Raw genomic sequence first — 21,592 nt, forward strand, 5'->3', positions numbered from 1 at the left:
GATCAGAGGGAAGTCGGCAGCGCGGCAAGGCGCCTGGCCAGGGTTTCGGGAGTGTAGATCGCGTCGGCCGCGCCACGCGCGATGGCCGCGCGCGGCATTTCCGCCGAACCGGCGCTGGCGGGGTCCTGCACCCATGCGGTGCCGCCGAGCGTGCGCACGCGTTCTAGGCCGAGCGCGCCATCGTCGTTGGCGCCGGACAGCAGGATCGCGAGCAGCCGCTCGCCGTACACCGCGGCGGCCGATTCGAACAGCACGTCGATCGATGGCCGCGAGAAGCGCACCGCCGCATCGGTCGATAGCGCGACCGTGCGGTCCACTTCGACGAGCATGTGGTAACCGGGCGGCGCGACGTGCACGCGGCCCGGCAGGATCAGCTCGCCCGCATCGGGTTCGAGCACCGGCAGCGCGCAGCGATGCGCGAGCGCCGGCACCAGATAGCTCGGCGAATCGGGCGGCAGATGCATGACGACCATCATGGCCGCCGCGAAGCGCATGGGCAACGCGGCGAGCAGCACGTTGAGCACCTCGATTCCGCCCGCCGACCCGCCGATCACGACCAGCTCGTAACCGCGCGGCGCGTGCGTGCGCGCGGCGCCGCCGGCATCGGCGGTCTGGGTCATCGCAGGTTCGACGTTCAAGGATGGCATCGCGACCTCGCTAACGCTTCTGATAAATGCGCTCGGCCGCGCGGAACTCGTCGAACGCCGGGTAGTGACGCGAAAACCGCAGGCTTTCCTTGCTGCCCAGGCCGAGAAAGCCGCGCCGCACCAGCGCGTTCTCGAACAGCCCCAACGCGCGATCCTGCAAGCCGCGGTCGAAATAGATCAGCACGTTGCGGCACGACACCAGATGCGCTTCGAGGAACACTTCGTCGGTGGACAGGCTGTGATCGGCGAACACCACGCGCTCTTTCAGCGAGCCGGCAAAGCGCGCGCCGCCATACGCTGCATGATAGTAGTCCGACAGCGAACGCGTGCCGCCCGCCGCCAGATAGTTCTGCGTGAAGCCCTGGATGCGTTCGAGCGCATAGATGCCAGCCGCCGCGCGCGCGAGCGCGTCGGGGTTGATGTCGGTCGCATAGAACAGCGTGCGCTCGGTGAGGCCCTCCTCGTCGAACAGGATCTTCAGCGACCACAGCTCCTCGCCGGTGCTGCATCCCGCGACCCACACCTTGATCGACGGATAGGTCCGCAGGCGCGGCAGCACGTGTTCGCGCAGCGCGAGGAAATACGACGGATCGCGAAACATGTCGCTGACCTGCACGGTCAGGTAGCGGAACAGCCGCGAAAACTCGTTGCCGTCGCGCATGATGCGGTCCTGCAATTGCGACAGCGTCTCCACGTTGAATTCATCGAGCGCCTGCGTGAGGCGGCGGCGCAGCGACGACATCGCGTAGTGGCGAAAGTCGTGCTGATACTTCAGATAGATCGCCTCGAGCAGCAGCCGCAGCTCGATGTCGAAATCGCTGAGACGCTGCGGTACGTCGGATGCGGACGGTTTCATCGCGTTTCTCGCTTGCGTGCTTGCGCTCGCGCTCTCAGCGCTGCCGCAGCCACACGCGGCACAGCGCGACGAGCTTGTCGACGTCGATCGGTTTCGACACGTAGTCGTCGGCGCCCGCTTCGAGGCAGCGCGTGCGATCGTTCGCCATCGCCTTCGCGGTCAGCGCGATGATCGGCAGATGCGCGAAGCGCGGATTGCGGCGAATCTCGCCCATCGCGGTCAGGCCGTCCATCTCGGGCATCATCACGTCCATCAGCACCAGATGCACTTCCGGTCCGCTCTCCAGTTCGTCGAGCGCCTCGCGGCCGTTGCGCGCGATCAACAGCTTCGCGCCGAGCGGTTCGAGCACGTGCGACAGCGCGAAGATGTTGCGCACATCGTCTTCGGCGAGCAGGATCGTGCGGCCCTCGAACGCATTGTCGCGTTGGCGCACGGTGCGCAGCATGCGCTGCTGCTCCGGCGCGAGCGACGACTCGACGCTGTGCAGGAACAGCGTGACTTCGTCGAGCAGACGCTCCGGCGATTTCGCGCCCTTGATGATGATCGACTTCGAATAGCGGCGCAGCCGGTGCTCCTCTTCGTCGGACAGCATGCGGCCCGTGTAGACGATCACCGGCAGCGATGCATGCGCGGTGTTGGCGGCGAGACGTTCGAGCAGATCGTAGCCGGTGCCGTCGGGCAGCGCGAGATCGGTGACGACGCAGTCGAACGCCACCGTCGACAGTTGCTCGAACGCCTCGGCGAGCGTCGCGACCGCGACGATCTCGGTGTTCTCGCTTTGCAGCAGCGCGCGGATGCTTGCACGCATCGGCGCGTCGTCCTCGATCACCAGCACGCGCTTCAGGCGCTGTTGCAGCCGCGCTTCGAGGCGGCGGATCGCGGCCTCCATCGTCGAGCGCGCGGTCGGCTTCAGCGTGTAGCCGATCGCGCCAAGGTGCAGCGCCTTGTCGGCGTGATCGGTAGCCGACACGATATGAATCGGAATGTGGCGCGTCAGCGGATCGTTCTTCAGCCATTCGAGCACCGTGAGGCCCGAGCGGTCCGGCAAACCGACATCGAGCAGCACCGCGGCCGGCCGCATGTCTCGCACCAGCGCGAGGCCGCTGGCGGCGTCGCTCGCGTGCACGAAGTCGAAGTCGAGTTCGTGCACGAGATCGCGCAGAATCGCGGCGAACGGCGGATCGTCTTCGACCGCGACGATCAGACGGCCTGCGCGGGTGCGGTTGTCGCGATCGTCGGCAATCGGCGCGGCGGCGGGCTCGACGGTGCAGGGCTGCAAAGCGTCGCGCGAAGCGACGGGCGACGCCCGGTTTGCCAGACCATTCGCCGGCGAGATCACCGCGGCGGGCGCGGCGTCGTGCGGCGTGTGCAGCAACGGCGCTTCCGCCATCGCCTGCGCGTCCATGCCGGTGCCCGCGTTGATCGCGCTGTCCGCAGCCTCGCCCGCATCGAGCGGCAGCCACAGCGAAAATACGCTGCCCTTGCCGACTTCGCTCGCGACCGTAATGCGCCCGCCCAGCAGCCGCGAAAACTCGCGCGAAATCGACAACCCGAGACCGCTGCCGCCATATTGACGGCTCGTCGAACCATCGGCCTGCTGGAATGCTTCGAAGATCATGTCGAGCTTATCGGCCGGAATGCCAATGCCGGAATCGCGCACGTCGAAGCGCAGCACGTTGTCCTCGACCTTGGCGACCTCGAGCGTGACCTCGCCGCGCTCGGTGAACTTCACCGCGTTCGACAGCAGGTTGCGCAGAATCTGCGTGAGCCGCTGACCGTCGGTGACGAACGTATCCGGCGTACCCGGCAACTTGTCGAAAGCGACCCGCAAGTGCTTGGTCGCCGCGATCGGCCGGAACATTTCGTCGAGCGATTGCAGCGTCGCCTCGATCGACACCGTTTCGGGTTCGACCGTCAACTGCCCCGCCTCGACCTTCGACAGGTCGAGAATGTCGTTGATCAGCACGAGCAGATCGCTGTTCGACGCGTGGATCGTCTCCGCGTAGCGCACCTGCTCGTCGGTCAGATTGCCGCTGCGATTCTGCTGCAGCAGCTTCGCGAGAATCAGCGAGCTGTTCAGCGGCGTGCGCAATTCGTGCGACATATTCGCGAGGAATTCGGACTTGTAGCGGCTCGACTGTTCGAGGCGCTCCGCGTTGGCCGCCAGATCGTTCTGCGCGCGCAGCAGATCAGATTTCTGCCGCTCCAGCCGCTGCGCGTATTCCTCGAGCTGCACGTTGGTCTGTTCGAGCTCGGCCTGCTGTGCTTCGAGGCGCCGTTGCGATTCCATCAGCGCGCGGCCGCGTTCCTCGAGACCTTCGTTGGAGACCCGCAACTCCTCCTGCTGGACCTGCAACTCCTCGTTGAGCTGCTGCGTCTCGGCGAGCGCATCCTGCAGGCGCTCGCGATACAGCGCCGCTTCGAGAAAATCGCCCATGCTGTGGCGGACCAGCTCCATGAACTCTTCGTCGCGCGGCCTCACCTCGCGCAGGAAGCCCATTTCGATGACGCCGTTGACCTGGCCGTCGTTGTCGATCGGCAGGATCAGCAGATTGCGCGGCGCGGCGCTGCCCGTCGCCGACGTGACCCGCACATAATCGGCGGGCACGTCGCGCAGCACCAGCGTGCGGTGCGAGCGCGCGGCCTGGCCGACCAACGTTTCGCCCTCCTCGAAACTCAGAGCGGCGGTCTGTTCGCTGTCGCGGCTGTATCCATACGCGGCGATGCGGCGCAGCGTGCCGCTTTGCCGGTCGCGCACGTACAGCGCGGCGACGACCGCATCGAGATATTGGGCGAGAAACTCGAGCATCGCGCGGCCGACGAGCGGCGCACTCGTCTGGCCGACGACCTTGTCCGCTAACAGGCGCTGGCCCGAGCGCAACCAGACCTGCTGCTCGAGCAGCGTGGTCTGCTCGGCCTGCTGACGCAGCACGTCGTCGTAGGTCTGTGACAGGTCCAGCAGTTCGCGACGACCCCGCCATGCGAGCAGGCCGCTGACGCCGAGGCTGAACAGCAGGAACAGGCCGACCAGCGTCGCCGTCACATTGCGCGTGGCTTCGGCGCGCTGCTGGCGCAGGCGCAATTGGACATCGAGAAAATCGCCGAATTCGCGGCGTATTTCGTCGAATTCCACCTTGCCGCGCCCCGCTGCGATCGCGCTCTCATAGTCCAGGTTGCGGCGGCGCGCGTCGATGATCTCCTCGGCGAAGCGGGTCCAACGCTGCTGCAGCGCCTCGATCTGCTTGAGCCGCGCGATTTGCAGCGGGTTGTCGGCGACCTGCTTCTGCAAGGTTTCGAGCTGCGCCTTGAATTTCGGGCCGCCGTTTTCATACGGCGTGAGGAAACTCTCGTCACCGGTGATCAGGAAGCCCCGCATCGACGATTCGCGATCGACCGCGAGCCGCAGCATTTCGTTGGCGTCGCCGATCACGCGCTCGGAGTGCTCGGCCCAACTCATTGTCGACACGAGATAAGCGATCAGGCCGACGAACAGCGCCATCGTGACGAGGCCGACGCCCAAAGGCAGCGCGATATTGCGGCGAAGGATGCGGCGGAAACGGCGTGGATCGACGGCCTGCGATGCGGTCATTTTTTCTGTAAGTGGCATGGCGAATCGGGTCGACGCGGAATATTTTGCGGGGTCTGCGCACGGTGTTGAGTACCGCGAAGCGACCGCCGTCATCATACAAGGACGACACTCATCCTGTAACGGAAGGCGGCTGGTTGAGCTTGCTGGCAGGGCGGCACGCTCGCGCGATCGGCCGCGTTCGGCGCGCGATGCAATACAGGAACCTGGCCGGCTCGCACCGGCCAGGTTCCTGCATCGAACACACATCATCGACACGCCGCATTGCGGCTACGCTCAGCGCCGTTTAGCGGCTAACGCGGCAGCGCACCCTGCCCGGCCCGCTCAGGCCGGCACCGATTCCGCCTGCGCCGCGCGCGACCACACGCGATGCTGCCCCGCGGCATCGAGGAACGCCTTCAACACATCGGCCGACTGCGAGTCCTCGCCAGTCGCGACGCCGTCCGACTGCGCCGGCAACTGCGCGGCCGTGAGCAGATCGCGCCCCGCGCCGAGCGCCGCGATCGCCTTCAGATGCTTGAACGCTTCGAGCACGAAGTGCCTCGCATCGCCCGATTGCGACAGCGCCTTCGCCCCCTTCTCGCCGCCGACGACGATCACCGCGTCGAACATCACTGACGGCAGCCCGGCGATCGTCGCGTCGGGTGCGAGGCCATCGATCCCGGCGAGCGTCGGCGCGATCAGCATCGGCGTCGCGCCTTCGCCCTTGAGCGCCTGCCGCAGCTGTTTGATCGCCGCGGCATCGGAACCGGGCGCGGCGAGCAGCGCGATCTTGCGGGTCTTGATGCCGGGCTTTACGCGATTGAGCAAACTCAGCGCCGGCGATGCCTTCGGCCCAACCAGCCTGGCCGTGCCCTGCTTCGGCGCCGGCAGACCGAGTCCTTCGGCCACTTTCGCGGCGAGACCGGCGTCGAAGTTCGCGAGAATCTCGTTGACCTGGCGCGCGCGAATCTCGGGCTTCGTCACCTTACCCAGTTCGAACTGATAGGCGGCCGCGATATGGTCTTTTTCAGGCTGCGACATGCTGTTGTAGAACAGCGCGGCCTGCGAGAAATGATCGGCGAACGAGTCGCTGCGCACGCGAATCTTCGTGCTCTCGACGCGTTCCTGATAGCTGTCGAAGCCGCCATCTTCGGCGGCCGGATCGGTTTCCTTCGGCCAGCCGTCGTTCAGCGAGTTCGGCTCGTACGACGCCTGGCCGACGTGAATCGCCTGTCGATGCATCGCATCGCGCTGATTGTTGACGGACGGACAGACCGGCCGGTTGATCGGAATCTCGTGAAAGTTCGGGCCGCCGAGACGGCTGATCTGCGTGTCCGTGTACGAGAACAAGCGCCCTTGCAGCAGCGGGTCGTTGGTGAAATCGATGCCCGGCACGATATGCCCCGGATGGAACGCGGCCTGTTCGGTCTCAGCGAAGAAGTTGTCCGGATTGCGATTGAGCGTCATCTTGCCGATGATCTTCACCGGAACCAGCTCTTCAGGAATCAGCTTGGTCGGATCGAGCAGATCGAAATCGAACTTGTGCTCGTCCGCTTCCTCGACGATCTGCACGCCCAGTTCGTACTCGGGATAGTCGCCGCGTTCGATCGCTTCCCATAAGTCGCGCCGGTGAAAGTCCGGGTCCTTGCCCGCGAGCTTCTGCGCTTCGTCCCACAGCAGCGAATACGAGCCGAGCACCGGACGCCAGTGGAACTTGACGAAGCGCGCCTTGCCCGCTGCATTGACGAAGCGGAACGTGTGGACACCAAAGCCTTCCATCGTCCGTAAGCTGCGCGGGATCGCGCGATCCGACATCGTCCACAGCACCATGTGCGCCGATTCGGGCACGAGCGAAACGAAGTCCCAGAACGTGTCGTGCGCGGACCCGCCGGTCGGCATTTCGTTCGGAGCTTCCGGTTTCACCGCATGCACGAAATCGGGAAACTTGATCGCGTCCTGGATGAAGAACACCGGCATGTTGTTGCCGACCAGATCGAAATTGCCTTCCTGCGTGTAGAACTTCGTCGCGAAGCCGCGCACGTCGCGCACCGTGTCGGCCGAGCCGCGCGGACCTTGCACCGTCGAGAAACGCACATAGACCGGCGTCTCGGTGGCCGGGTCCTGCAGAAACGCGGCCTTGGTGTACTCGCGCATCGATTCGTAGACCTTGAAGACGCCATGCGCGGCCGAGCCGCGCGCGTGCACGATCCGTTCGGGAATGCGCTCGTGATCGAAATGCGTGATCTTCTCACGCATGATGAAATCTTCGAGCAGCGACGGGCCGCGTGGCCCCGCGCGCAACGTGTTCTGGTTGTCGGCGATCTTGACGCCCTGGTTGGTTCTCAGCGCCTCGCCTTGCGGCTTCACGCGATCGCGTTCGAGATCGTTCGATTTCGCGTCGTTCGACTGCGCCGCCCCGTTTGCGTGGGCCGCGGGCTTCGGGGTATTCGCTTTACCTGCCATGGGAATCGACTCCTTGTGTTCGGGCGCGCGGCGACGAAGGCGTCGCGGCGCGCGATTACGGAGTCAGCAAGGGCTATACCTACGAAGTCGCGGCGCAAGGGCTGCGCGGCGGCGCTACGTCAGAACCGGTAGTTGATCGACACGTCGGCGACACCGGTCGCGCGGCTGCGCGTGATCGGACTGTTGCCCGCGCTGCCGACGAGCTGCTCGAACGCGCCGTCGGCAGTCGCGAACCAGTGCTTGCTGAACAGCCAGATCGCGCTGACACCGAAACCCACCGACTTGAAGCCCGCGCTCGCGTGATACTGCGGATACTGCGAGTGAGCGGCCTGCTCCTGATTGACGCCGAACCAGCTGTTCATGTACTTGGAGTCCGCGAGCACCACGTTCGGCCCGGCGAACCAGAAGAACTGTTTGGTACTGCCGGGCATCGGCATATAGGCGCCGAGGTCGCCGATCCAGCCGTTCGATCCGCCGAAATAGCGGCGGATATCGGCGCGCAGCACGAGCGGAAAATCCTTCGACACGACGTACTCGCCCGAGAGCTTCAGACCGACCGCCGGGTTGATGTTGCCGAGCCCGTTGAGTTCCTGCGGATCGTCCTGGGCGCGTCGGCCGAGATCGTAGACCGCGGCGAGACTCATGCGCCAGTTCTCGCCCTGCGCGAAGTTCACGCCGAAGCCTTCGCCGCTCGACAGAAAGAACAGATCCTTGTAACGCACGTCGATGCTCGGACCGGCCACCAGGTGATAGCGGTCCGATCCCTCGAAGCGCGGCTGGAACGACGTGGCGACGCCGAAGCGCAATTGCCAGTCGGGAATGTTCGGCTGCCACATCTTCTGCAGCGGAATGCCTACCGAGTATTGCCATTCGCCGAGCGGCGACGGCGTCTGCGCGAAGACCACACCCGGCACGCTGGCCATCGCACTCAAGGTCGCGGCGACGAAGGAGCTCGCCGCGATGCCGGTTTGTTTGTGGCGGGGCGAGGCGCCCCGCTTCTTTCTACGGCTGTTCACCACCGGAAGCCTCCGATCCGCTCGTCGCGATGAGGTTAGGTTTTCGCCCGGGGTCCAGCGCGGACCCAAAAAGCACGGACGACCGCCGCACTGCTACTTGCGGCGTGTAATTTTTCCAATCGATGTCGCGGGCGGCGCAATGCGCACGAGGCGCGCCGAGCCCGCGTGACCCACGCGGTCATGTGGCCACTGCGCATGATGCTTGCGCGCCGCGGTGGCGCGGACAACGGCCCACGGAGCATGGCTTCGCAAGATATGCGCCAAGTCTGTGGAAGATTGATGACGAGCGCGACGCAACCGTTCGGCCGGGTCATTGCCCTACTTCGACGAGCACCGGCTTGTCGCGATACAGGCTGGGGAACAGGCGCTTCAGGTTGGCGATTTTCGGCATGTCATTGAACACGATATAGGCCGAATCGGGATGCAAGGTCAGATAGTTCTGGTGATACGACTCGGCCGGATAGAAGCCCCTGTACGGCTCCGTCTTCGTGACGATCGGCGCGGGGAACACGTGCGACTTGTCGAGTTGCGCGATGTAGCTTTGCGCGACGCGCCGTTGCGCGTCGTTCAGCGGAAAGATCGCCGAGCGGTACTGCGTGCCGCTGTCGGGCCCCTGACGATTCAGCTCGGTCGGGTCCTGAACCACCGAGAAATACACCTGCAGCAACTGGCCGTAGGTGACCTTGCCGGGATCGAAGGTGACCTGCACCGATTCGGCGTGCCCCGTGTCGCCGCCGCTGACGGTCTCGTACTGCGCGGTGTCGCGTGAGCCGCCCGAGTAGCCGGACACCGCCCGCGTGACACCGCGCACATGCTGGAATACGCCCTGGACGCCCCAGAAGCAGCCACCCGCGAGCACCGCGGTTTCCTCGTGCGCGGTGCTGGCCGGGAGCGGTTCGTCGAGCGCGGGCGGTGCAATGACGACGGCGTTCTCCGCCGGGAACGCGACGCGCTGCGCAAGCGGCGACGCGAAGGCGGCGGCGCCTAGCAGCAACGACAGTGCGGCCGCACGTGAGCGTTTCGAGTTGCCACCGAGCGATGTAAGGGATTGCGGTCTGTTGCCAGTCATGATGGTCGCTCCGAAAAAGTGCCGACGCGCGCCCCCGCTGTGCCACCGTGCAGCCAGGCCGCACGCGGGTGCGCCGAAGCTTGGTCGCGCGGGCGCGGCGTTTATGACAGCATGCGCGTTTTTGCGGCCGGCTGCGCGGCCGGGTGGCCGAGCGCCTTACAGCGGAAATTTCGTGGTCGACAGAATTTCCTTCAGCACCATGAACGAGCGGATCTGCCGCACGCCCGGCAGATACAGCAACTGCTCGGCATGCAGGCGATTGAAGCTGTCGCTGTCGCGCGTACGGATCACCATGAAATAGTCGAACTCGCCGGTCACCACGTGGCACTCCATGCAGCCGGCCACCTTCTGCGCGGCCTTTTCGAATTCGGCGAACGACTCGGGCGTCGAGCGATCGAGCACCACGCCGATGATCACCAGCATGCCCGCGCCCGCCGCCTTCGGCTCGAGCAGCGCGACCACGCCGCGAATCAGCCCCGATTCCTTCAAGCGTTCGACGCGCCGCAAACACGCCGGCGCGCTCAGCTTCACTTTCGCGGCGAGCGTCACGTTCGAAATGGACGCGTCGGTTTGCAGCTGCCGCAGGATCGCGCGGTCGATGCGATCGAGCGCGTGGTGGGGATCGGATGGTTTCGATCCAGTGCGAACTTTTGTTGCTCTAATGGCCATGTATACGAAGTTTTATGAGGAAAAAAACATTTGCTTATTTTTAAAAATAAGTCTGCGCGATTTTTTTCGCAAGCTCATTTCTGATGGTTTTTTCTAACATGAACCCACGGAAATCACCCACCACGGAGCCGCGATGAACCTGCAACGTTTCCCCCGCTACTCGCTCACCTTCGGGCCGACGCCGATCCAGCCGCTCAACCGTCTGAGCGAGCATCTCGGCGGCAAGGTCAAGCTTTATGCCAAGCGCGAGGACTGCAACAGCGGCCTCGCGTTCGGCGGCAACAAGACCCGCAAGCTCGAATATCTGATCCCCGACGCGCTCGCGCAGGGCTGCGACACGCTCGTGTCGATCGGCGGCATCCAGTCGAACCAGACGCGCCAGGTCGCGGCGGTTGCCGCGCATCTGGGCCTGAAATGCGTGCTGGTGCAGGAGAACTGGGTCAATTACTCGGATGCGGTGTACGACCGCGTCGGCAACATCCAGATGTCGCGCATGATGGGCGCCGACGTGCGGCTCGTGCCGGACGGCTTCGACATCGGCTTTCGCAAGAGCTGGGAGGACGCGCTCGACAGCGTGCGCGCGGCCGGCGGCAAGCCGTACGCGATTCCGGCCGGCTGCTCGGATCATCCGCTGGGCGGGCTCGGCTTCGTCGGCTTCGCAGAAGAGGTGCGCCAGCAGGAAGCCGAACTGGGCTTCAAATTCGACTACATCGTCGTGTGCTCGGTGACGGGCAGCACCCAGGCGGGCATGGTCGTCGGTTTCGCCGCCGACGGCCGCGCCGATCGGGTGATCGGCATCGACGCCTCGGCGAAACCGGCGCAGACGCGCGAGCAGATCACGCGCATCGCGAAGCGGACCGCCGAGAGCGTCGAGCTGGGCCGCGACATCACCGCCAAGGACATCGTGCTCGACGAGCGCTACGGCGGCCCGGAATACGGTCTGCCGAACGACGGCACGCTCGAGGCGATCCGTTTGTGCGCGCGGCTCGAAGGCATGCTGACCGATCCGGTGTACGAGGGAAAGTCGATGCACGGCATGATCGACAAGGTCCGTAACGGCGAATTTCCGGCCGGCTCGCGCGTGCTGTATGCGCACCTGGGCGGCGTGCCGGCGTTGAGCGCGTACAGCTTCATCTTCCGCGACGGTTGATGGGGTTTAGAAGATTTAGCCGAAGGGCGTCCGCGGTTCGGCCGCGAGCTTTTTCCTCAAATGCTTGCGCAGAAACTCGACGAATGCCCGGATCGTGACCGAGCTTTGCCGATGCTGCGGATAGACGGCATAGACGCCCGTCGCCGACGGCAGGAACGCTTCGAGCACGGGCACGAGCTGTCCGCCGGCGAGCGCATCGGCGAGGATGAAATCGGGCAGCCGGACGATGCCCAGTCCCGCGACGGCCGAATCGCGAATCAGCTCGCCGTTATTGGCCCGCAACGGCCCGCGCACCTCGACGCTCCTGACCGCGCCGTCGACCCGAAACTCCCAGCTCACCGCGCCGCCGTGGCCGTACAGCAGGCAATCGTGATTCACGAGATCGGCCGGCACGGCCGGGCTGCCACGCCGCCGCAGATAACCGGGGCTGCAGCACGCGATCATCCTCACATCGATCAGCTTTTGCGCGATCAGCGACGAATCCGCCAGCGTGCCGATACGGATCGCCATGTCGAAGCCCTCGCCGACCACATCGACGGCGCGATCGCTCAGTTCCATATCGAAGCGCACGTCGCGATGCTCGCGCAGAAACGCCGCGACGAGCGGCGACAGATGCGTCATGCCGAACGACATCGGCGCGCTCACGCGTAGCAGCCCGCGCGGCCCGGCACGGCGCAACGACATCGCCTGCTCGGCGTCCTCGACCTCGCCGAGGATGCGCCTCGCCCGCTCGTAGAACTCCTGGCCCAGATCGGTCACCGCCAGCTTGCGCGTATTGCGAATCAGCAGTTGCACGCCGAGCGCTTCCTCGAGCGCCATCACACGGCGGCTCACGAACTGTTTCGACAGCGACAGCCGGTTTGCCGCGGCGGTGAAATTGTGGGCGTCGACAGTCGCGACGAAGATTCGCATGTCATCGAGTTGCATCGTATTGTCCACTCCGTCGCGACAGTGTTTCCGGTTTGACCATGATTATAACGATCCGGATTGACCTACACTGTCATTCATCGATCGCAGCCAAACATCTGGCCTGGATCACACGACAAAACTCAAGGAGAAAACAGCATGCTCGAAATCAGACAAGCCAACCAACGTGGCCGCGCGGAACACGGCTGGCTCAGCTCGCGCCATACGTTTTCGTTCGCGCACTATCATGATCCGAAGCAGAACGGCTTCTCCGACCTGCTCGTGATCAACGACGACCGTGTGGCGCCGGCGCAAGGCTTCGGCAAGCATCCGCATCGCGACATGGAGATCTTTTCGTACGTGCTCGAAGGCGCGCTCGAACACAAGGACACGATGGGCACGGGCTCGGTGATCGTGCCGGGCGACATCCAGTTGATGAGCGCGGGCACCGGCGTGGCGCACAGCGAATACAACCATTCGAAGAACGAGCCGGTGCATTTCCTGCAAATCTGGATCGCGCCGTCGCAGCAAGGCACGAAGCCGCGCTATCAGCAACAGCACTTCGGCGCGGCCGACAAGCGCGGCGTGCTGCGGCTGGTGCTGTCGCCGGACGGTGCGGACGGTTCGCTGCAATTGCAACAGGACGCACGTGTGTATGCGGGTCTTTTCAACGGCGACGAAACCGCGCGGCTCGAACTCGCGAAGGACCGTTATGCGTATGTCCATGTGGCGCGCGGCAGCGTCACGGTGAATGGCGTCGAGCTTGGCGAGGGCGACGGGGCACGGGTGCGTGGCGAAGAAGCGCTGACGTTCACGCAGGGCCGCGACGCGGAAGTGCTCGTGTTCGACCTGCGCAACATCGAGACCTCGGCACTGTGGGCATAAGCGCTCCGCTTGCGCCGGGCCATTAACTTAAGCTTGAACATGGCTCGCTGGACGACGATGTCCGGCGAGCTTCAACCCTCTACCCTAACGGGAAAAATCATGCGCTACTCGCTGTTTGAAAACCAGAAAGACGTCGTGGTTCTCGTCGCTCGAATCCTGCTGATGGTGCTGTTCGTAATGTTCGGATGGTCGAAGCTGACCGGCTTTTCCGGCACCGTCGCTTATATGACGTCGACCGGCGCGCCCGTGCCGGAGTTGTCCGCCGTTATCGCGGTGGTGATGGAACTGGTCGTGGGCGTCGCGCTGCTGGTGGGTTTCTTCACGCGACCGCTGGCGCTGCTGCTTGCGCTGTATACGCTCGGCACTGCGATCATCGGCCACCACTACTGGAATATGACCGGCGCGATGCAATACGACAACATGATTCATTTCTACAAGAACATCGGCATCATCGGCGGCTTGCTGTTGTTGTGCGTGACCGGCCCCGGCAAGTATTCGTTCGACCGGCGTTGATATCGAATTCCGCGCTCTAACGAAAAAGGCCCGTATGCAGCGGGTCTTTTTTCGTGCGCAAGCTGAAACGGCGACCAGCGGGCCGCCGTTTGCGTCTCTCATCTGCCGGATCAAACTGCTGCTTCGGCTTCCGCTTCGCTGACCGCCGCGACTTCTTCGCTGTGGCGGATCAGGTGATCGAACGCGGACAGCGATGCCTTCGCGCCTTCGCCCACCGCGATCACGATTTGCTTGAACGGCACCGTGGTCACGTCGCCGGCGGCGAACACGCCCGGCACCGACGTCGCGCCGCTCGCATCGACGACGATCTCGCCATGCTTCGACAGTTCGACCGTGCCCTTCAGCCATTCGGTGTTCGGCACGAGACCGATCTGTACGAACACGCCTTCGAGTTCGACCTTCTTCACTTCGCCCGAAGCGAGGTTCTTATAGACCAGTCCGTTGACCTTCTTGCCGTCGCCGGTGATTTCCGTGGTCTGCGCCTGCGTGACGATCGTCACGTTCGACAGGCTGCGCAGCTTGCGTTGCAGCACTTCGTCGGCGCGCAGCGTCGCACCGAATTCGAGCAGCGTTACTTCGCGCACGATACCCGCGAGGTCGATCGCCGCTTCGACGCCCGAGTTGCCGCCGCCGATCACCGCGACGCGCTTGCCCTTGAACAGCGGGCCATCGCAGTGCGGGCAGTAGGCGACGCCGTGATTGCGGTACTCGCGCTCGCCCGGCACGTTGATTTCGCGCCAGCGTGCACCGGTCGCGAGGATGATCGTCTTCGCCTTGAGCACCGCGCCGTTTGCCAGACGCACTTCGTTGATGCGCCCCGGAATCAGCGCTTCGGCGCGCTGCACGTCCATGATGTCGACGTCATAGGCCTTCACGTGCTGTTCGAGCGCGGTCGCGAACTTCGGTCCTTCGGTTTCGGTCACCGACACGAAGTTTTCGATCGCCAGCGTATCGAGCACCTGGCCGCCGAAACGCTCGGCCACGACGCCAGTTGCGATGCCCTTGCGCGCCGAATAGATCGCCGCCGCAGCGCCCGCTGGGCCGCCGCCGACGATCAGCGTATCGAACACCGGCTTCTTTTCCAGTTCCTTCGCGGCGCGCGCACCGGCGTTGGTGTCGAGCTTCGCGAGGATTTCCTTCACGCCGCTGCGGCCCTGGCCGAAGGTCTCGCCGTTCAGGAACATCGTCGGTACCGCCATGATCTGGCGCGCTTCGACTTCGTTCTGGAACAGCGCGCCGTCAATCGCGACGTGACGGATGCGCGGATTGATCAACGCCATCACGTTCAGCGCCTGCACGACTTCCGGGCAGTTCTGGCACGACAGCGAGAAATACGTTTCGAATTGATAGTCGCCGTCGAGGCTGCGGATCTGTGCGATCACCGCATCGTCGAGTTTGACCGGATGGCCGCCGACCTGCAGCAGTGCGAGGACGAGCGACGTGAATTCATGACCCATCGGAATGCCGGCGAAACGAATGCCCGCTTCCTTGCCCGCTTCGCCGATCGAAAACGACGGCTTGCGCTCGTCGTCACCGCGACGCTCGATCACCGAAACGCGCTCCGACAGAGTCGCGATGTCGTTCAGCAGGGCCAGCAGTTCCTGCGATTTCGCGCTGTCGTCAAGCGATGCGACGAGCTCGATAGGCCTGCTAACTTTTTCGAGGTACGACTTCAGTTGAGTCTTGAGATTGGCGTCAAGCATGGCGTTGCGATTCCGTGACGAGGGGTGTTGGTGTCCCGGCGCCGCGCACATCCGGAAAGGACATGCTGGGCCCGGGGAACGCGCGAAACGCCGTAGCAGGCGATTCGCGCGGTGATGCGCCGGGGTGCCCCCGGCAGATGCAGACTGCGAGTGCAGCGTGAGCTGCGCGGACCTTAGATCTTGCCGATCAGGTCGAGCGACGGGGTCAGCGTTTCTGCGCCCGGCGTCCACTTGGCGGGGCACACTTGACCCGGGTGAGCCGCGATGTATTGCGCAGCCTGAACCTTGCGCAGCAGTTCGCCAGCGTCACGGCCGATGCCGTTGTCGTGAATTTCGCACAGCTTGATCTCGCCTTCCGGGTTGATCACGAACGTGCCGCGCAGCGCGAGGCCTTCTTCTTCGATCAGCACGTCGAAGTTGCGCGAGATAGCGAGCGTCGGGTCAGCCAGCATCGGGTACTTGATCTTCTGGATCGTGTCCGACGTGTCGTGCCATGCCTTGTGCGTGAAGTGCGTATCGGTCGACACGCTGTAGATCTCAACGCCAATCTTCTTGAACTCTTCGTAACGATCGGCCAGGTCGCCCAGTTCGGTCGGGCACACGAAGGTGAAGTCCGCCGGGTAGAACACGAAAACCGACCACTTGCCCTTCAGGTCTTCTTCAGTGACGGTCTTGAAATCGCCGTTGTGGTAAGCCTGTGCTTTGAACGGTTTGACTTGACTGTTGATGATCGGCATTTGCTGAATCCTCTTTGGAGGGTGGTTGGAAAGTAGAGTCAGTATGTCAGACTACACTTAATAGGTAAAGTGGATTGTGTTAATGAGTTCGATAGTCCCGCCCTATTAGATTTGTCGGTCGAGACTATCGGGTCGAATGGCGCGGCGTTTCAGCCCTTCAGAAGCCGCCACAGCGTGGTTCGGCCGATGCCGAGCGCGCGGCTGGCGGCGGCACGATTGCCGCCGGATTGTTTGAGGGCGCGCAGCGCATCCTCGCGGCTGGGGCTGGCGCGGGGCGCCGTGCTGCCAGGCCTTGCGTCCTGAGACGCTTCCGTGATTCGCTCGTCCCCGGCCGGCCTGATCCGGCCGAACTCGGGAAACACCGCCAACCACTCTGGCAAGGCGTCGGCGGTCGAGTTCCCGGACATCTCGCTGGTCCCGTCGCCGATATAAATCGCCGCGCGCGCCAGCAGATTTTCCAGTTCGCGAACGTTGCCGGGCCACGCGTAGTTCGCGAAAAGCGGATCGAGAAACGCGAGCACCCGCTCGAGCGCCGCCGCCGACAAGCCGTACTGCAGCGCGCTGCGCTCCAGCAGATGCCGCGCCAGCGGCGCGATGTCGGCGCGGCGTTCGCGCAGCGGCGGCAATTTTATCTGAAGCAGATTTAATCTGAAATACAGATCCGCGCGAAACGCGCCCTGCTCGACTAGCGCATGAAGATCGCGGTGCGTCGCGGCGATCACTCGCACGTCGACCGGCGTCGCGCGGCCCGCGCCGAGCTTCATCACCTCGCGTTCCTGCAGCACTCGTAATAACCGGCTTTGCAGCGCGGCCGGCATTTCGCCGATTTCATCGAGAAAGATGGTACCTGTGTGCGCGATTTCAAATAGCCCCGGCTTGCCGCCGCGTCGCGCGCCCGTGAACGCCCCTTCCTCGTGCCCGAACAGCTCGCTTTCGATCAGCCCCTCGGGCAGCGCCGCGCAGTTGAACGCGACGAACGGATTGCCGCGCCGCCGACTCGCGTTATGGATGCCCTGCGCGACCAGTTCCTTGCCCGTGCCGCTTTCGCCGCTCAGCAGCACGGTCGCGTCGTGCGCGGCGCCGGCGCGCGCGAGCCGGCGCACGCGCTCGAGCGCCACCGACGCGCCGATCAGATCGTCGAGCCGATGCCGCGCGACCAGATGCCTTGGCCGCTGGCTGGTGCGCAGCGAGCGATCTATCCGTTGCGCAACGAGCGCGTCCTGCGCGGTCACGACGAACCCGGCCCGCGCGCCCTGCTCGATGATCGGCACACAGCTGACGATCAGCGCGCGCCCGCCGATCTGCTCGATGCGTTCGTCGACCGGCTGGTCGGCGACGCGCGTCTCACGCAACAGCGGCGCGAGCGCGCGTCCGACCCGCGCGGGGGTATCCTCGTCGTCCTGCGGGGCCGCCTGTGCGGAGCCTGAACCGAGCAGGTCGAGCATCGCGGGGTTGACGGCTTCGAGCTGGCCGGCTTCGTCGAACGCGGCGACGCCGTCCCGCAGATGCGCAACGATCGTATTGAGGCGCACCCGCTTCGATTCCTTCTGGCGGCTCACGCGCGCCAGTTCGACCGAGCGCTCGAACGCTTCCTCGACCGCGGCGAGCGAGTACAGGAACACGCTTTCCATGCCGGCCTGCTGGGCCAGATCGCAGGCCATGCCCGCGCCGACCACCACGCGGCAGCCCTGCGCGGCGAGTTCATCGACCGCGAGCCGCACTTCGTCGATCGACCGATACGCGCGCTGCCGCAGATCGACGTTCAGCAGCGGGCTCAGGTCGGCCAGCTCATGCGCGATCGCTTCATGCAGCACCAGCCCGATGCGCGCTTGCGGCCACGTGGCGGTGGCGCGCGTGATTGCGCTCAACACGTCGAAGCCGTTCACCTTGACCATCACGACCGGCACGCTGAGATTCTCTTGCAGATACGCGCCGTTCGAGCCGGCGGACAGCACGACATCGACGGAACCTGCGTCCACGTACGCCTGCAGCGCGGCGACGGCCGCGCCGTAACCCTCCCGCACCGTGAAGAATTTCGCGCGGCCCGCATAGCGCGGCGATACCGCCTCGCAAAGCGATTGCAGTCGGCTGATACTGACGAGTGCGACGCCGGGGCGGCCGACATCGACGGCGGGGCTCGGGTTCGCGACGAATGGGGTGAACGTGGACACTGCGGCTCTCCTTGATTGAAACGTTCCGCGAAACGTTTCATGAAACGTTCCACCGATTGTGCCACGAACGCCCAGGCCGAGCCCACCGCGCGCAAACCGTTGTTCCATCGGCACAACGCGTGGAATGCGCGGCAATGGCACGTTTCCTGCAGAATGTCGCCCGCGTTCCACTACCGATTTCCCTTCTAGAGACCCGCATCATGACCACCACTTCCGCCACCCGCCGCGCCGCCTTCCGCGCCCAGGTCAACCAGCGTCAGGGCCTGCTCGTGCCCGGCGCGTTCAATGCGATGAGCGCGCGCGTGATCGAGGACGCCGGCTTCGAGGCGGTCTACATCACCGGCGCGGGCGTCACCAATATGTCGCTCGGTCTGCCCGATCTCGGCTTCATCGGCCTCGCCGAAGTCGCCGAGCACACCGCGCGCATCCGCGACGCGGTCGCGCTGCCGCTGATCGTCGATGCCGACACCGGCTTCGGCAACGCATTGAACGTGCGCCAGACCGTGCGCGTGCTCGAGCGCAGCGGCGCCGATGTGATCCAGTTCGAAGACCAGGTAATGCCGAAGAAATGCGGCCACTTTTCGGGCAAGGAAGTCGTCGCGACGAGCGAGATGGTCGGCAAGATCCGCGCGGCCGTCGACGCGCGCGAGGACGCGAACCTGCAGATCATGGCGCGTACCGACGCGGCGGCGGTCCACGGCATCGAGGACGCGATCGAGCGCGGTCATCGCTTCATCGAGGCCGGCGCCGACATCCTGTTCATCGAGGCGACCGAATCGCTCGCCGACATCGAGCGTCTGCCGGGGCTGTTCGACGTGCCGCAGCTCATCAACATCGTGATCGGCGGCAAGACGCCGGTGCAGTCGCGCGACGCGCTCGCGAAGCTCGGTTACGGCATCGTGCTGTACGCGAACGCGGCGCTGCAGGGCGCGGTGCTCGGCATGCAGCGCGCGCTCGGCACGCTGCAAAGCAACGGCCGCCTCGACGAGGACGCGACGATCGTCGCGCCGTTCAGCGAGCGCCAGCGGCTCGTCAACAAGCCGCTGTATGACCGGCTGGACAAGGAATACGCGGCCAAGGACTGACGCAACGGCGGCGGCGCGGCGGCGCGCTGCACGCCTGCGTGAAAAGGGACCCTTTCTTGCGTTAGGATTTAGGGCTGGCAATCAGGCAAGCTGATGTCACCGCCAGCCCGAAGCACAAAAACGCACACGACAGGTAATCTCAAGCACCATGAAGTCAAACCCTTCGCGCGCCGCGCGCCGGCCCGTCAATGGTCTTTGCGCGCCTAGCAGCGCGCCGCGGGAGCTCGCGCGATGAGCAGCAGCGGCACCCGCACCGCGCATGTCGGCTGGCTGCCGTACATCGTCGCGGCCACCTTCTTCATGGAGTACCTCGACACCACGGTGATCGCCACCGCGCTGCCGCAGATGGCGCGTTCGTTCGGCGTCGGTCCGAACAGCCTGAGCCTCGGCATGACCGCCTACATGCTCGCGCTCGCGATCTTCATCCCGGCGAGCGGCTGGGTCGCCGACCGCTGCGGCGCGCGCACGGTGTTCGTCAGCGCGATCGGCGTGTTCACGGTCGCGTCGGTGCTGTGCGGGATGTCGCAGAACGTGCCCGAGTTCACGGCCGCGCGGCTGCTGCAAGGCATCGGCGGCGCGATGATGGTGCCGGTCGGCCGTCTGATCGTGGTCCGCAGCACCGAGAAAGCCCGCATGATGCAGGCGATCTCGACGATCACCTGGCCGGCCATCGCGGCGCCGGTGGTCGGCCCGCCGATCGGCGGCTTCATCACGACTTACGCGTCGTGGCGCTGGATCTTCCTGCTGAACGTGCCGTTCGGTCTCGCGGCGATCGCCGTCGCGCTCGCCATCGTGCCGAACCTGCGCGGCACCGAACGCAAGCCGCTCGACGTCGTCGGCCTGCTGCTGAGCGGCGTCGCGCTGACCGCGATCCTGTACGGCGCGGAGCTCGCGAGCCAGCCGGCCACCAATGCGTGGCTCGCGATCGCGGTCGTGGCGGGCGGTCTGCTGGTCGGCGCGATCGCGTTCCTGCACGCGAAGCGTCATCCGCATCCGCTCGTCGACGTGTCGACGCTGAAGGTGCCGACGTTCTCGGTGACCGTCGTTACCGGTTCATTCACGCGCATCGGCATCGGCGCGGTGCCCTATCTGATGCCGCTGCTGTTCCAGGTCGGCTTCGGGCTGTCGGCGTTCCGTTCGGGGCTGCTGCTGCTCGCGAGCGCGGTCGGCAACCTCGGCATGAAGGCGCTGACCACGCGCATCCTGCAGCGCTACGGCTTCCGGATGGTGGCGATAGTCGACGTGGTCGTGGCAGGCATTTTCATCACCTTGTGCGGACTGCTGACGCCGGACGTACCGCTCGTGTTCGTGCTGATCGTGGTGTTCGTGTACGGCGTCACGCGCTCGATGCAGTTCTCGACGCTGGCGACGCTCGCCTACGCCGATATCCAGCAGACGCAGATGAGTGCGGCGAGCACGCTGTGGAGCGCGGCCATGCAAATGACGATCGGTCTGGGCATCGCGTTCGGCGCGGTGTCGCTGCGCGTGGCGGCGCTATTCAATGGCGAGACGACCGGCCACGTGTTCACGCTCGACGATTTCCGCCTCGCGTTCCTGTTCGCCGGCGTGCTGACGCTGCTGTCGGTGATCGGCTATATGGGGCTCGCGCGCAATGCCGGACAGAGCATTGGCGGGGGTTCGCGCGGTGGCGAGACTGCCGCGAAGGGCTAAGACACACGCCGCCGCTACGCGAACCAGGAGACACCCCGTGCAAGAAAGCGAACTGACGATTTCCAGCCGCATCGACGATCTCGACCTCGACATGGTCTACGCGTTCCTGTCGCAGCAAACGCCTTGGGCCAAGGGCATGCCGCGCGCGACCTTCGAGCGGGCCGTCGCCGGTTCGCTGTGCTTTGGCGGTTTTGTCGACGGCAAGCAGATCGCGTTCGCGCGTCTGATCACCGACGAGGCGACCTTCGCTTACCTGTGCGACGTGTTCGTGCTGCCGGCGGATCGCGGCCAGGGGTATGCGTCGGCGCTGATGAAACATATCTTTGCGAGCCCGTCGCTCGCCCGTCTGCGCAGAGTCGTGCTGGTCACGACCGACGCGCATCACGTCTATGCGCAGCACGGGTTCACGTCGCTCGCGAACCCCGAGCGGTATATGGAGCTGCATCGGCCGGATGTTTATAAAGCGGCCGAATAGGCGCCGCC

Annotated in this window: 16 protein-coding genes and 1 pseudogene; 6 read left to right on the plus strand and 11 right to left on the minus strand. The window is 64.9% G+C overall.

All coding sequences use genetic code 11. From position 1 onward, the window contains the following. Positions 1–2: 2 nt before the first annotated feature. The 7 genes and pseudogenes from AB3X96_RS12425 to AB3X96_RS12455 form a co-directional block, all read right to left on the minus strand. Positions 3–620 carry a chemotaxis protein CheB gene (locus tag AB3X96_RS12425; protein ID WP_368590150.1) on the minus strand — a complete coding sequence of 206 codons (618 nt, stop codon included), beginning with the start codon at positions 618–620 and terminating at the stop codon, positions 3–5. Positions 621–657: 37 nt separating this feature from the next. Beyond that, the gene (locus tag AB3X96_RS12430; protein ID WP_368589963.1) at positions 658–1,503 is read right to left on the minus strand and encodes a protein-glutamate O-methyltransferase CheR; all 846 of its coding nucleotides are present in this window, start codon (positions 1,501–1,503) and stop codon (positions 658–660) included. Between the two features lie 34 nt (positions 1,504–1,537). After that, positions 1,538–5,092, minus strand: coding sequence for a response regulator (locus tag AB3X96_RS12435; RefSeq protein ID WP_368590151.1), 3,555 nt, complete (start codon positions 5,090–5,092; stop codon positions 1,538–1,540). 321 nt (positions 5,093–5,413) lie between these two features. Then, positions 5,414–7,546 (minus strand): annotated as a pseudogene (gene katE, locus AB3X96_RS12440) (catalase HPII); the annotation flags it as partial. 107 nt (positions 7,547–7,653) lie between these two features. Then, positions 7,654–8,553, minus strand: a complete 900-nt coding sequence (locus AB3X96_RS12445) for a MipA/OmpV family protein (RefSeq protein ID WP_368589964.1) — start codon at positions 8,551–8,553, stop codon at positions 7,654–7,656. 307 nt (positions 8,554–8,860) lie between these two features. Further along, positions 8,861–9,619 carry a peptide-methionine (S)-S-oxide reductase MsrA gene (gene msrA / locus AB3X96_RS12450; protein ID WP_368589965.1) on the minus strand — a complete coding sequence of 253 codons (759 nt, stop codon included), beginning with the start codon at positions 9,617–9,619 and terminating at the stop codon, positions 8,861–8,863. A 156-nt stretch (positions 9,620–9,775) separates the two neighbouring features. Beyond that, a complete protein-coding gene (locus AB3X96_RS12455; RefSeq protein ID WP_368589966.1) occupies positions 9,776–10,288 on the minus strand; it encodes an Lrp/AsnC family transcriptional regulator in 513 nt (170 codons plus the stop codon). 133 nt (positions 10,289–10,421) lie between these two features. On the opposite strand from AB3X96_RS12455, the gene AB3X96_RS12460 reads away from it, so the two are divergent. Next, the gene (locus AB3X96_RS12460) at positions 10,422–11,438 is read left to right on the plus strand and encodes a 1-aminocyclopropane-1-carboxylate deaminase (protein WP_152852719.1); all 1,017 of its coding nucleotides are present in this window, start codon (positions 10,422–10,424) and stop codon (positions 11,436–11,438) included. A 15-nt stretch (positions 11,439–11,453) separates the two neighbouring features. Here AB3X96_RS12460 and AB3X96_RS12465 read toward each other — a convergent pair whose 3' ends face one another. After that, positions 11,454–12,365 carry a LysR family transcriptional regulator gene (locus tag AB3X96_RS12465; RefSeq protein ID WP_368589967.1) on the minus strand — a complete coding sequence of 304 codons (912 nt, stop codon included), beginning with the start codon at positions 12,363–12,365 and terminating at the stop codon, positions 11,454–11,456. 138 nt (positions 12,366–12,503) lie between these two features. Here AB3X96_RS12465 and AB3X96_RS12470 point away from each other — a divergent pair, with 138 nt between their 5' ends. Then, a complete protein-coding gene (locus AB3X96_RS12470; protein ID WP_368589968.1) occupies positions 12,504–13,229 on the plus strand; it encodes a pirin family protein in 726 nt (241 codons plus the stop codon). A gap of 99 nt (positions 13,230–13,328) precedes the next feature. Continuing rightward, on the plus strand, positions 13,329–13,742 hold the full coding sequence (locus tag AB3X96_RS12475; RefSeq protein ID WP_368589969.1) for a DoxX family protein: 414 nt from the start codon (positions 13,329–13,331) through the stop codon (positions 13,740–13,742). Between the two features lie 110 nt (positions 13,743–13,852). On the opposite strand, the gene ahpF is transcribed toward AB3X96_RS12475, so the two are convergent. From ahpF to prpR, 3 genes are all read right to left on the minus strand, one after another. After that, positions 13,853–15,445: an alkyl hydroperoxide reductase subunit F gene (ahpF, locus tag AB3X96_RS12480; RefSeq protein WP_368589970.1), complete on the minus strand. Its 1,593-nt coding sequence runs from the start codon at positions 15,443–15,445 to the stop codon at positions 13,853–13,855. 173 nt (positions 15,446–15,618) lie between these two features. Next, positions 15,619–16,182 (minus strand): alkyl hydroperoxide reductase subunit C, encoded by a 564-nt coding sequence (gene ahpC, locus AB3X96_RS12485; protein WP_176106032.1) that lies wholly within the window; start codon positions 16,180–16,182, stop codon positions 15,619–15,621. Positions 16,183–16,331: 149 nt separating this feature from the next. Continuing rightward, positions 16,332–18,353, minus strand: a complete 2,022-nt coding sequence (prpR, locus tag AB3X96_RS12490; RefSeq protein ID WP_368589971.1) for a propionate catabolism operon regulatory protein PrpR — start codon at positions 18,351–18,353, stop codon at positions 16,332–16,334. Between the two features lie 200 nt (positions 18,354–18,553). Between prpR and AB3X96_RS12495 the strand changes: the two genes are divergently transcribed. The 3 genes from AB3X96_RS12495 to AB3X96_RS12505 all read left to right on the plus strand — a co-directional run bounded on the left by AB3X96_RS12495 (position 18,554) and on the right by AB3X96_RS12505 (position 21,584). Then, on the plus strand, positions 18,554–19,438 hold the full coding sequence (locus AB3X96_RS12495) for an oxaloacetate decarboxylase (protein ID WP_368589972.1): 885 nt from the start codon (positions 18,554–18,556) through the stop codon (positions 19,436–19,438). Between the two features lie 231 nt (positions 19,439–19,669). Then, positions 19,670–21,109, plus strand: a complete 1,440-nt coding sequence (locus tag AB3X96_RS12500) for an MFS transporter (protein ID WP_368589973.1) — start codon at positions 19,670–19,672, stop codon at positions 21,107–21,109. Between the two features lie 37 nt (positions 21,110–21,146). Further along, positions 21,147–21,584: a GNAT family N-acetyltransferase gene (locus tag AB3X96_RS12505; protein ID WP_368589974.1), complete on the plus strand. Its 438-nt coding sequence runs from the start codon at positions 21,147–21,149 to the stop codon at positions 21,582–21,584. Positions 21,585–21,592 lie beyond the last annotated feature (8 nt).

The sequence above is a fragment of the Paraburkholderia sp. BR13439 genome (genome assembly GCF_040948805.1).
GTDB classification, from domain to species: Bacteria; Pseudomonadota; Gammaproteobacteria; order Burkholderiales; family Burkholderiaceae; genus Paraburkholderia; species Paraburkholderia youngii.

Excerpts from the sequence above, each read along its gene's own strand:
- AB3X96_RS12425 (WP_368590150.1), bottom strand. The coding sequence starts at position 620 with ATGACCCAGACCGCCGATGCCGGCGGCGCCGCGCGCACGCACGCGCCG.
- AB3X96_RS12430 (WP_368589963.1), bottom strand. The coding sequence starts at position 1,503 with ATGAAACCGTCCGCATCCGACGTACCGCAGCGTCTCAGCGATTTCGAC.
- AB3X96_RS12435 (WP_368590151.1), bottom strand. The coding sequence starts at position 5,092 with ATGACCGCATCGCAGGCCGTCGATCCACGCCGTTTCCGCCGCATCCTT.
- msrA (WP_368589965.1), bottom strand. The coding sequence starts at position 9,619 with ATGACTGGCAACAGACCGCAATCCCTTACATCGCTCGGTGGCAACTCG.
- AB3X96_RS12455 (WP_368589966.1), bottom strand. The coding sequence starts at position 10,288 with ATGGCCATTAGAGCAACAAAAGTTCGCACTGGATCGAAACCATCCGAT.
- AB3X96_RS12460 (WP_152852719.1), top strand. The coding sequence starts at position 10,422 with ATGAACCTGCAACGTTTCCCCCGCTACTCGCTCACCTTCGGGCCGACG.
- AB3X96_RS12465 (WP_368589967.1), bottom strand. The coding sequence starts at position 12,365 with ATGCAACTCGATGACATGCGAATCTTCGTCGCGACTGTCGACGCCCAC.
- AB3X96_RS12470 (WP_368589968.1), top strand. The coding sequence starts at position 12,504 with ATGCTCGAAATCAGACAAGCCAACCAACGTGGCCGCGCGGAACACGGC.
- AB3X96_RS12475 (WP_368589969.1), top strand. The coding sequence starts at position 13,329 with ATGCGCTACTCGCTGTTTGAAAACCAGAAAGACGTCGTGGTTCTCGTC.
- ahpF (WP_368589970.1), bottom strand. The coding sequence starts at position 15,445 with ATGCTTGACGCCAATCTCAAGACTCAACTGAAGTCGTACCTCGAAAAA.
- ahpC (WP_176106032.1), bottom strand. The coding sequence starts at position 16,182 with ATGCCGATCATCAACAGTCAAGTCAAACCGTTCAAAGCACAGGCTTAC.
- AB3X96_RS12495 (WP_368589972.1), top strand. The coding sequence starts at position 18,554 with ATGACCACCACTTCCGCCACCCGCCGCGCCGCCTTCCGCGCCCAGGTC.
- AB3X96_RS12500 (WP_368589973.1), top strand. The coding sequence starts at position 19,670 with ATGAGCAGCAGCGGCACCCGCACCGCGCATGTCGGCTGGCTGCCGTAC.